Source organism: Chitinophaga sp., assembly GCF_036566945.1.
In the GTDB taxonomy this organism is placed as follows: domain Bacteria; phylum Bacteroidota; class Bacteroidia; order Chitinophagales; family Chitinophagaceae; genus Chitinophaga.
On the sequence record NZ_DATCVJ010000041.1, the window covers coordinates 1 to 9985 of the forward strand.

Genomic DNA, 9985 nt, shown 5'->3' on the forward strand with positions numbered 1-9985 from the left:
GCGCTTACTTTGCCTTAAAGCTGGTGGAATGGGGCTTCCATGGCCCTGCCAGGATCATGGAGCGACAGCTGGCCTTTAACCTGAGCCGCAATTTTCTGCGGGAACGTTATCATCAGGCCCTGCATCTGCCGGTAAAATGGCACCAGGATAATCATAGCGGGTCGGTGATTAACCGCATCCGCAAAGCCTATGAATCGTTGGAAGAATTTTTTGAACGCGGATTTATGTACCTGCATGCTTTATGTAAACTGCTTTTTTCCATGATCGCCATGCTGTACTTCTCACCATTATATGGCAGCATCGGCATTGTGATGGGCGTATTGTGTATGTGGTTATTGCTACGGTTTGACCGCCCCTTCATCAAAACGCTGAATGAGATGAATGAACAGGAGCATGTGGTATCGGCTACGTTGTTCGACAGTCTTTCCAATATCATGACCGTTATTACCCTGCGGCTGGAAAAGAGTATGGAAAACGGTTTGCTGGCAAAAGTACAGCGCATCTGGCCTCCTTTCAGAAAAAATACGCTGATCAACGAATGGAAATGGTTTGTGGCCGAAATGGTGATTGCCCTGATTTATTGCGTGATTGCCATTGGTTATATTTTTCAGCATTGGGTACCCGGTGAAGTATTCCAGGTAGCCGGACTCGTGATGCTACTGGGATATGTAAACCAGTTCACCAGCGTATTCCAGGATGCCGCGTGGCAATATACCGACGTGGTACAATATAATACGGCAGTAGAAACGGCCACTAATATCAGTGATGCCTATACGCTGCAGCATCGCTCGGATGCGGCGCCTGAGTTACCCGCCAACTGGAAAAAGATCAACATCAGCGACCTTAACTTTTCGCACCTCGCCGCTTATGACGACGGCCACGCTCCTCAGAGTTTACATGAACTGCATATCCTCATCGAAAAAGGAAAGAAAGTAGCGCTGATTGGAGAAAGCGGTAGCGGAAAAAGTACGCTGCTGGCTATTTTACGCGGACTGTACGAACCGGAACAAACGACTGTCTTAACCGTAGACGGAGGTCCGTTACCGTTAGCCACCCTGAACCAAAGCGTCACCCTGTTTCCACAGGAACCGGAGATCTTTGAGAACACCATTGAATATAATGTCACCCTGGGCTTACCATTTTCGCCCGAAGAAGTACTGGCAGTATGTGAGAGCGCTCATTTTTCGGAGGTAGTGGACATGTTACCGCAGGGTCTTGCTTCCGATATACGGGAAAAAGGCGTGAACCTTTCCGGGGGGCAGAAACAGCGGCTGGCGCTGGCCCGCGGCATTCTGGCGGCGCGGGACAGTGAGGTCATACTGCTCGATGAACCTACCAGCAGTGTAGATCCTAAAACAGAAGCGATGATCTATGATAAGATGTTCCAGGCATTTGCCGATAAAGCTGTGATATCGGCCATGCACCGGCTACACCTGCTTCCTCAGTTTGATTACATTTATGTGCTTAACAAAGGAAGAGTGGTGGCGGAAGGAACGTTTCATTACCTGCGAAATAACAGTGCTGCCTTTCAGGAGCTATGGAAACACCAGGAAAATAAATAGGTTAATTGTGCAGGGGCAGCAACTCCTGCACGTTACGCTTTTTTCATACAGTGGTATGCGTTAGTTTTTCGTTATTTCTAAAGCCACAAAGTCATCATAAATAAAAACAATAATAAATATATAAGCCTAAATAAACTAAAGTATAAGATTAGAGCGGCCTGTAATATTAATTATTATTATCTTTGAAAAATAAACTATTTATCATTAACTCATCATGTACCCATTTCTCCGGTTAGTTCATTTCTAACTAATTATAAATGAACTAAGTTATCATCGCATCCGCGTTTCATCCTATGAAAAGGTTTTCTCCCAGCAGCTATTATACACTATGAAGACCATATGCAAAAAATTTCGCTGTACGACCTGAAGCGCAAAGTGAGAATCAGCCAGGAGCCAGATGAAATTATCACCGGGCTTGGATACAATCTCTCTTCCCTTACCCGGAATGAGCGCTCCGAATTACTTTGCGATTTACTTGAAAACCAGGAGATATTTTTTGAGGCAGCAGAATTGCTGATTGAAGAAGGCGGCGCAGATATACATTATAAGAAAGAAGGCATTATTCCTATTATTTTTTGTGCCGTTGGCGCCAACAAGCCACAGGCCGTACAATACGCATTAAAAAAGGGAGCGCGGCTTATTGTAGACAATGCCGATTATCTCTTTGCTATTGCATACATCTTCAAACATCACCGGCTGGCAGCTATTACCGAGATGCTGGTATTGCTGATTGAACACAACATCCATTTTAATTTTGTACTGGCGAGTATGGACACGCCTTTACTGCTGGCTACCCGGCATAATAATAACCGGGAAGTAGTGCAGTTTTTGCTGTCGGAGGAAGTCAATAAATACGTGTATGATGAAGATGGGTTTACCGCCATCCATTATGTTCCTTTTGCCAAGGCGCCTAATTTATACAAGGACATGATCACGTGCATGGCGGATATACAGGTAAAGACAAAGTTTGCGACCAGTATGGAGCCTGTGTTCGAATGCGTGATTAAAGTAAGTGAGGAACAGACTTTCGAAGAATTTATTCATGAAGCGATGAATGCGTTTCTGGAAAACAGGCACCGTATGTATGACGATATTTTTGAAAAATATTATTATCGTCTCCACCTGATTGCGGAACATATTGCTAATATCCGCGCTGCAGAAGGGGATGTAGTATGATAAAAAAAAGCTCCCGATATTTTTCCGGCAGAAAATAAATGCAACTTTGTTGCAAATTAGTATATTTGCGTTTGACTCATACAAACGCCATATGCAATCATACGACATCATTATTACCGGTGGCAGCTATGCGGGGCTTTCCGCCGCCATGACATTAGGCCGCTCCCTCAAACAAGTGCTGGTGCTGGACAGCGGCGCGCCCTGCAATCAACAAACACCATATTCCCATAACTTCCTGACGCAGGATGGAGCAACGCCAGCGGAAATTGCCGGCAAAGCGAAAGCACAGGTAGCACAATATCCGACCGTGCATTTTAAAAACGAGCTGGCCATTAACGCGGAGAAAACAACGAACGGCTTTCTTCTGACAACAGCCACCGGAGCATCTTTTGAGGCAAAACAATTATTGTTTGCTACCGGGGTAAAAGATGAAATGCCTGCCATTAAGGGTTTTGCGACATGCTGGGGCATCTCCGTATTGCATTGTCCTTATTGCCACGGCTATGAAGTAAAGCAATCTCCAACTGGCATACTCGCCACCGGAGACATGGCTTTTGAATATGCGCGGCTGATCAGTAACTGGACCAATAACCTTACGGTATTTACCAATGGCGCCGCCGGGTTATCTGAAGCGCAACTGGCCAAACTGGCGCAACACCAGATAGCCATTAACGATAAAGTGATCGCTGAAATAGTAGAGGAACAGGGACAGATAAAGCACTTGTTGTTTACAGACGGCAGTATACATCTCTTAAGGGCTTTGTACCACCGCCCCACTTTCCGGCAGCATTGCAGCATTCCGGAAGTTTTGGGTTGTACATTAACGGAAACGGGCCATATAGCCGTGGATGCCTTCCACGCTACCAATGTTGCCGGTGTGTATGCAGCAGGCGATGCTACCACGCCTATGCGAAGCGTATCCGCCGCTGTGGCTGCAGGCGCTATGGCCGGCGCCTCTATGAACAAGGAACTGATAGCGGCGGCGTTTTAAATTGGGCAGAATATTCAGGTGAACTGTTGCATATATGAAAAGGTTTTGATATTTTAGACTAACAAGACTATTTTACCATCACCTAAATTAACCTTGAATGCTCACAACCCTTACACTTTTAGCCGCGGTATTTTTCCTGGCCCACGTTTACCTGCTGTTTACCTCTTTTGGGAAAACGGGTTTCCAGAAACAAAAATACCTCTGGTCGCATATTACACTTTGGATCACCGGAGGAATAGCTTGTCTGATAGCCCTCCTGTTTGCCGGCAAATCTGTTTCCAGTGTGATTGATGTATTTGATACCCCTGGTAAAGCGGCCATCCTGCTGCTGATTGCACTGGCATTATCCGGTGCTGCACACAGCATCGTGAAATTATTAGTGCTGCCTAAATATCAAAAAGCAGTCTGAATAACGCGAAAGCCTACACGAAACTGTAAAACTTTTATTCGCCCGATCTTAGTCACACTATGATCGGGCGTTTTTCATGATAACTTAAGTGGGAAAACCGCCTAAAATGCAGTCCCTGTGTTCTTAAAATATATTTTAAAAAATACGCTTCAAAAAAAACTGCATTATATTTGGCGGGTAGCTATTATTAATACTTTATGTCAATTTACAGATCCCTAACCTTAACAGCACTCCTACTGCTGAGTTGCACTGTTATAGCCCAAAGCCAGACGTTGTATACTTATCAGGACTTGTCACACATTTATTATCAACGTCAGAAAGATTCACTGAAAAAAGCCTGGAGTTGCCCATCCCAGTTTAAAGAAAAAGAGACACAACGGAAGTACAAGGAAATTTGGGATGGTCGTACCGACTTCATTACCGAGGCCATCGAAAACGATGGATATGTATTTGAAGGTGACATCTATAACTATCTTGATGGCGTGATCACGCAGCTTGTTCGCGCCAACCCCCGGTTAATTGCGCAGAAGCCTTTTCTGATGATAGACCGTAGCACTTCCGTAAATGCCTATGCCAGCGGCAACAATATGATAGCCGTTAACATAGGCCTGCTCGCCTTTGTAAAAACCCGGGAAGAACTGGCACTGGTACTGGCACACGAGCTAGCTCACAACATCATGATGCATCCGGAGAACGGCATGAAAAACCGGGCAGAATGGCTTACTTCCGATGAATATAAGCAATCACTCAATGCGGTGCTGGATTCAAAGTATGAACGCCTGACCCGTTTGAAAAAAGTGTTTGAAGGCTATTCTTTCGACAGAAGCAGACATCAGCGCTATCATGAAGGAGACGCAGATTCACTGGCGCTTATTTTACTTAAAAACAGCCATATTGCAATAGACCCTTCGTTCTTCCTGCGACTCGACAGTGCAGATATTCAGTATCGTCAGCCATTAAAGAAAAATGTGAAGGACTATTTCGCCGCCTATCACCTGAATGTGGAAGAAAGCTGGATGGTAAAACGTACCAAAGGTTTATCCGCAAAAAATTACAGCTTCAATACCAGCACTACCGGCCTCGCCGACTCGCTCAAAACACATCCGGACTGCCAGGAGAGATATGACAAAACCAAAAGTCAGCAGTCGGCCAACAGCGCTTTCACCCCGGTACCTACACCATTGAGAGACAAATCCATGAAAATGATGATCTGGAGCATCTATTGCAATGGCAACATGACGGCTTGTCTGTATCGCGTACTGTTGGAAAAAGACAAGGGAAATACCGATCCATGGTACGACTTTATGTTCAATAACGTGATGTCTGGTTTATACTATGCCGATAAAAAATTAAGTCGTTTTAACGCGATCACAGTAAAACCGAAAGAATACATCTCCAAAAACTATTACGAACTGGAAACGATGTTCGAACAAATGCCCAGACAAAAGCTGGAGGAATTTCACAATACCCTGCAACAGGCAGCATTCTGGAGTAGTATGACGCCGCCGGAACAAGGCTTCAAATCGCTCATGAGTACATTGCTGACCGACAGTGACGACAGCGATAAACAAAAAGCTGCCAAAGCCTTTACCACCAATTATCCCAGGAGTCTTTACTGTGAATTTGCAACGCCATTTTCAAAGAAATAAATAGTACTGTAACAATTTATACCTAAACCAGCTACATGAAACATGTAATCGTAGCGTTTGCCCTGTTGTTGTTAACGATAACCGGCATTAATGCACAAACAAAAATTTTTAAGCAAGTGGGAGACGATATCTCTTCCAGCATGCGAACCATCAGCCAGGATGGCACCCTTGTAGGCTATCTTGTTTTCACCGAACTGGAACGGGCCGACAAAGATTCTTTTAACTACAAGATCAACATCATGGATGAAAACCTGAACGACATCGGTGTGGTTAATTTCAGGGAACTGAAACTGGATCTTCGTTCCGTTGCCTTTGAACAGGAAGTACTTTGCTTGTCGTACATGAAGAGTAACCTGCTGGGGCATGCCATTAAGAAAAAGAAAGAAATCAGGGAGGCCGTTTCCCAGGGCTATATGGCTGTATTTACCCAGTTTATCGATCTGACTGGTAAAGTATTAAAGACCAATACTATCAAAGTGGGTGTGAACCTGGCAGAGGAATATAGAAAAGGTCAGCTGGAGATCGGCAATGGCGGATTGAAAGAAGCATTGCGGGTAAGCAATATTGCCGGAAAAGGATTTGCCTGTTTTTTCGGCGATGACCGTGGAAAATTTCTGTACATCTATGATATCACCGGTAAACAAATCTGGCAGAAGAAGATCGGTGCAGAAGAGGGAGACTACAATATGCTTGTTTCCGGCCAGGATGTTTATTTCCTGTTAAAGAAAAAGGACGAAAAACATGGAGGAGGATTCTTTGTATTTGGCTACGGTCTTCAGGACAGCACTTCTATTCCCAGGTATTACCTGAAAGATAAAAAAGGTAATCCTTTGCATGTGCAGGCCTTTACGAACGATCCGTCCACCGGTAAACCTTATGTTTCCGGTAAAATTATCAATCCCCGCAGAAACGGCCCTTTTCCGACCATCAAGTCTATCGCCAAAGGAAATTACCTGGGCGTTTTTACCGTGAATATTGACGGCCGCAGAAAAGATAGTATTAAACCGGTATACAATTACTGGCGCGATCTCAAGAACCCCATTGCCAGTTCAAAAGGCAGGCTGAATGCCAACAAGTCGTTCATGATGCCTGGCCCTTCTTTTAAGGACTATGCCGGCAATACTTATTTTACCGGTTCCGCCTTAAAACGGACGATGAACGTAGGTTTGGTGGTTGCAGAGGTTGCTACCCTCCCACTGGTTATAGTTTCGCCGATGATGATTGGATTTTATGGTACGCGTAAATTCACGATCCGGGATGCGGTAGTGCTTAAACAAACGCCTGATGGCACTTTGTCGCTGGACAATACGATTCCGGTAACAAAAAGCCGGGGCATTCCATGCATTCAGTACCCATACCTGTCCGATAATAAATCGTACTATACCGTTACTTCCTCCGATGCGAAGTCCACTTACCTGATCATTACAGATCCTAAGAATATTACGTTCTATAATGTGGATCAGAAGAAAGTGCTGCGTACCATTTCCCGTAAAGATGGTAACATCGAAACGCTCATTTTCCCTGCCAAAGAAGGTCATGTGCTCGTATCCGAATACAATAGAAAAGAAAAAACCAAAAGCTTCTCTATTGAGGCTATCTGATAAAATAGTGAAATAAAATGATGAAAACGGGTGTCTCCAATGGAGACGCCCGTTTTCGTATAACCTTACCCGTACCATTTTTTCTCCCGATACCGGGGTAGTGTTATTGCAGGAGTTCTCTGAAAGGTCCACCAAAAAAGTCCCGTACAATACCTGCCGCGTTGGGCCGGCTGCCGCATTTATTTGGCTATTTCACCAAAATAAGATCGCCTACTTTCCTTGTAATCGTAGTCTGGGAGCGCTTGCTCAGTGGTTGAACGGGTATTTGAACTGGAATAGATCCCGAAATTCAATTGGTTTTCGTAAATTGCGTGTGCAAAACGCTGGCATGCAGCGTGGCTGGGGGCCGGTTTACCCTCATTGATATTGGAGCACTGTAACAGAAAATGTTAAAGGTGGAAAATTTTCTTTCTCCATCGACAATATTCATTATATTTATAGCTGTTGATCCTGGTTTCTTATAACCGCCGGCGCTGACCGGCTACCGCAACACCTGCATAAACTCCGCAGGAATCTGGCAGATGATCACCATCAAAAGAAAAATTGCGCGTTGAAATCATCTTCATAATAATTAATTATTTTATTAGCACGAAAAGAGAGACACATTTTTATGAATAAGAAAGATATCTGGAGATATAAATCTTTAGAGCAGTTGGAGAATAAGAGTTGGGGAACGGCCACAGAACAAGATTCAGGAGTAATTCAGAAATGTCTTGCCTTAGTTAAAGTACCTGTAGTAAAATTATCTGCGAGCGAATTGCGGACCTTAATCGGACAATCATTTAATCCTACCTACCTGGTACCTTTAGCCCTGGAAATATTAAAAAACGATGTACTTGTTACAGCTGGTATGTACCCCGGCGATCTGCTGAAGAACGTACTGGACGTGCCTGCCGCGTTTTGGGAAGAACATCCTGACCTTCACAAAAGCCTGATCGATATGATGCAGGACAGAAGTGAAGAGATAGAAACTGAAATCGACCTACCAGAGTTCTGGCGTAAGGCAGAAGCCTAGTTTCCTGCTGCTCAAAAAGTTTTTTGCCTATGATGATTTCCTGCTTTGCGGGAATCGCTGTAACTGGCCTGTACAACGGGTTTAAGCAGCATTGGCTGCATTTTAATCCTCGAAATTAAAAAGCGATAACTGGGTGGATGGAGGAGATTTTCCTTCCGGCAACGTTGTGTCATGAAAATTAGACAACGTTATGCCCAGCAGTCGTATGCGCTTATTTTCCGGATCGGAAGCGGCTAATAATTGCCTGGCGGTATCTACAATGGTATCGAAATCACCCACCGGGAAAGGAAAAGATTGGTTACGCGTGATCTGTTTAAAATCACTGTATTTTATTTTCAGCGTAATCGTACGTCCTTTGAGGTTATAGCGTAGCAAGCGGTCGTAGACCGTTTTCCCGATTTTTGTCAGTTCTGCTTCCATATCCACGATCTCTGTGAGGTCGTATGGAAAGGTATCTTCTGCGCCCAACGATTTCGTTTCGCGGTGAGGTTGTACTTCCCGTTCGTCCAATCCGCGCACAATACGGTAGTAAAAACTACCTACTTTTCCGAAATGCGTTTTCAGGTCCTGCTCCGACAATTTTTTCAGATCCGCGCCGGTAAAGAGTCCCATTCTTTTCATTTTATCGGCAGTGACTTTACCTACGCCGTGAAATTTTTCTACGGCCAGTTGTTCCATAAACGATTCAATCGAAGAGGGACCGATGAAAGTAAGTCCGTCGGGCTTATTGAGATCGGAAGCAATTTTTGCTACAAATTTATTGACAGACACACCAGCGGATGCAGTGAGCTGTAACTCCTCGCGGATAGCCTGTTTGATAAGTTTAGCTATTTCGATGGCAGAGCCAATGTTTTGTTTATCGGTGGTTACATCGAGGTAAGCTTCATCGAGCGACAATGGTTCGATCAAATCTGTGTAGCGGGAAAATATTTCGCGGATATGCCTGGATACTTCCTTGTAGGCATCGAAGCGGGGACGAACAAATATTAACTCAGGGCAAAGTTGCAGTGCTCTTTTAGAGGGCATGGCCGAGCGTACACCAAATTTACGGGCTTCATAACTGGCAGTGGCCACTACCCCACCACGGCCTTCCGGCGAACCTCCCACCGCGATCGCTTTGCCGCGGTATAGCGGATTATCACGCTGCTCTACGGACGCGTAAAATGCGTCCATATCAATATGAATAATTTTTCGTTGTATGCTATTTACGCTGTTCTCCATTTCTACACCCGGAAGCGATGTAAAGATACAACGAAATAAAATTCCGTATACTGGCGGGCATCCCGGAAAACAGTTATTTCCACCTAAAAATTGTAGCTGTTTTATCCCCAAAAACAATCCGGGGTTAATCATTATCTTTAGCCCTTAAATTTTACACGGTGGCAGATTACGATCAGGAAGTTTCACATGAACATAAGAAATTTGAAAACATTATCTGGGAAGGTAAAACGATTACCGGCAGGGAATTTTTTGACTGCCAGTTTTACAAGTGCAGTCTGAAGGAATGTGTTTTTGTAGACTGTACTTTTGAGAAATGTACGTTTGAAGATTGTGACCTGTCGCTTATACAATTCAAAAAAAC

At 44.4% G+C, this 9985-nt stretch carries 9 protein-coding genes; 8 read left to right on the plus strand and 1 reads right to left on the minus strand.

Going from position 1 to position 9985, the window contains the following annotated elements:
• The 7 genes from VIP81_RS01225 to VIP81_RS01255 form a co-directional block, all read left to right on the plus strand.
• Window positions 1-1562 (plus strand): ABC transporter ATP-binding protein (locus VIP81_RS01225; protein ID WP_331956655.1); only part of this gene is annotated, 1562 nt, incomplete at its 5' end.
• Window positions 1563-1901: 339 nt separating this feature from the next.
• Complete coding sequence (locus tag VIP81_RS01230) at window positions 1902-2738, plus strand: hypothetical protein (protein ID WP_331956656.1); 837 nt, start codon at window positions 1902-1904, stop codon at window positions 2736-2738.
• A gap of 91 nt (window positions 2739-2829) precedes the next feature.
• Window positions 2830-3729, plus strand: coding sequence for an NAD(P)/FAD-dependent oxidoreductase (locus VIP81_RS01235; RefSeq protein ID WP_331956657.1), 900 nt, complete (start codon window positions 2830-2832; stop codon window positions 3727-3729).
• A gap of 97 nt (window positions 3730-3826) precedes the next feature.
• Window positions 3827-4138 (plus strand): hypothetical protein, encoded by a 312-nt coding sequence (locus VIP81_RS01240; protein WP_331956658.1) that lies wholly within the window; start codon window positions 3827-3829, stop codon window positions 4136-4138.
• A 290-nt stretch (window positions 4139-4428) separates the two neighbouring features.
• Entirely contained in the window at window positions 4429-5787 is a 1359-nt protein-coding gene (locus VIP81_RS01245) for a M48 family metalloprotease (RefSeq protein WP_331956659.1), read from the plus strand.
• A gap of 35 nt (window positions 5788-5822) precedes the next feature.
• Window positions 5823-7388 carry a DUF6770 family protein gene (locus VIP81_RS01250; protein WP_331956660.1) on the plus strand — a complete coding sequence of 522 codons (1566 nt, stop codon included), beginning with the start codon at window positions 5823-5825 and terminating at the stop codon, window positions 7386-7388.
• 652 nt (window positions 7389-8040) lie between these two features.
• Entirely contained in the window at window positions 8041-8403 is a 363-nt protein-coding gene (locus tag VIP81_RS01255) for a contact-dependent growth inhibition system immunity protein (protein ID WP_331956661.1), read from the plus strand.
• 102 nt (window positions 8404-8505) lie between these two features.
• Here the strand turns inward: VIP81_RS01255 and dinB are convergent, their stop codons facing one another.
• Window positions 8506-9624: a DNA polymerase IV gene (dinB, locus tag VIP81_RS01260; RefSeq protein ID WP_331956662.1), complete on the minus strand. Its 1119-nt coding sequence runs from the start codon at window positions 9622-9624 to the stop codon at window positions 8506-8508.
• Between the two features lie 158 nt (window positions 9625-9782).
• On the opposite strand from dinB, the gene VIP81_RS01265 reads away from it, so the two are divergent.
• On the plus strand, window positions 9783-9985 hold a 203-nt coding region (locus tag VIP81_RS01265), incomplete at its 3' end, for a pentapeptide repeat-containing protein (protein ID WP_331956663.1).

What these genes read in the sequence shown, in the direction of transcription:
- VIP81_RS01250 (WP_331956660.1), top strand. Translation starts at nt 5,823, where the DNA reads ATGAAACATGTAATCGTAGCGTTTGCCCTGTTGTTGTTAACGATAACC.
- VIP81_RS01240 (WP_331956658.1), top strand. Translation starts at nt 3,827, where the DNA reads ATGCTCACAACCCTTACACTTTTAGCCGCGGTATTTTTCCTGGCCCAC.
- VIP81_RS01230 (WP_331956656.1), top strand. Translation starts at nt 1,902, where the DNA reads ATGCAAAAAATTTCGCTGTACGACCTGAAGCGCAAAGTGAGAATCAGC.
- dinB (WP_331956662.1), bottom strand. Translation starts at nt 9,624, where the DNA reads ATGGAGAACAGCGTAAATAGCATACAACGAAAAATTATTCATATTGAT.
- VIP81_RS01235 (WP_331956657.1), top strand. Translation starts at nt 2,830, where the DNA reads ATGCAATCATACGACATCATTATTACCGGTGGCAGCTATGCGGGGCTT.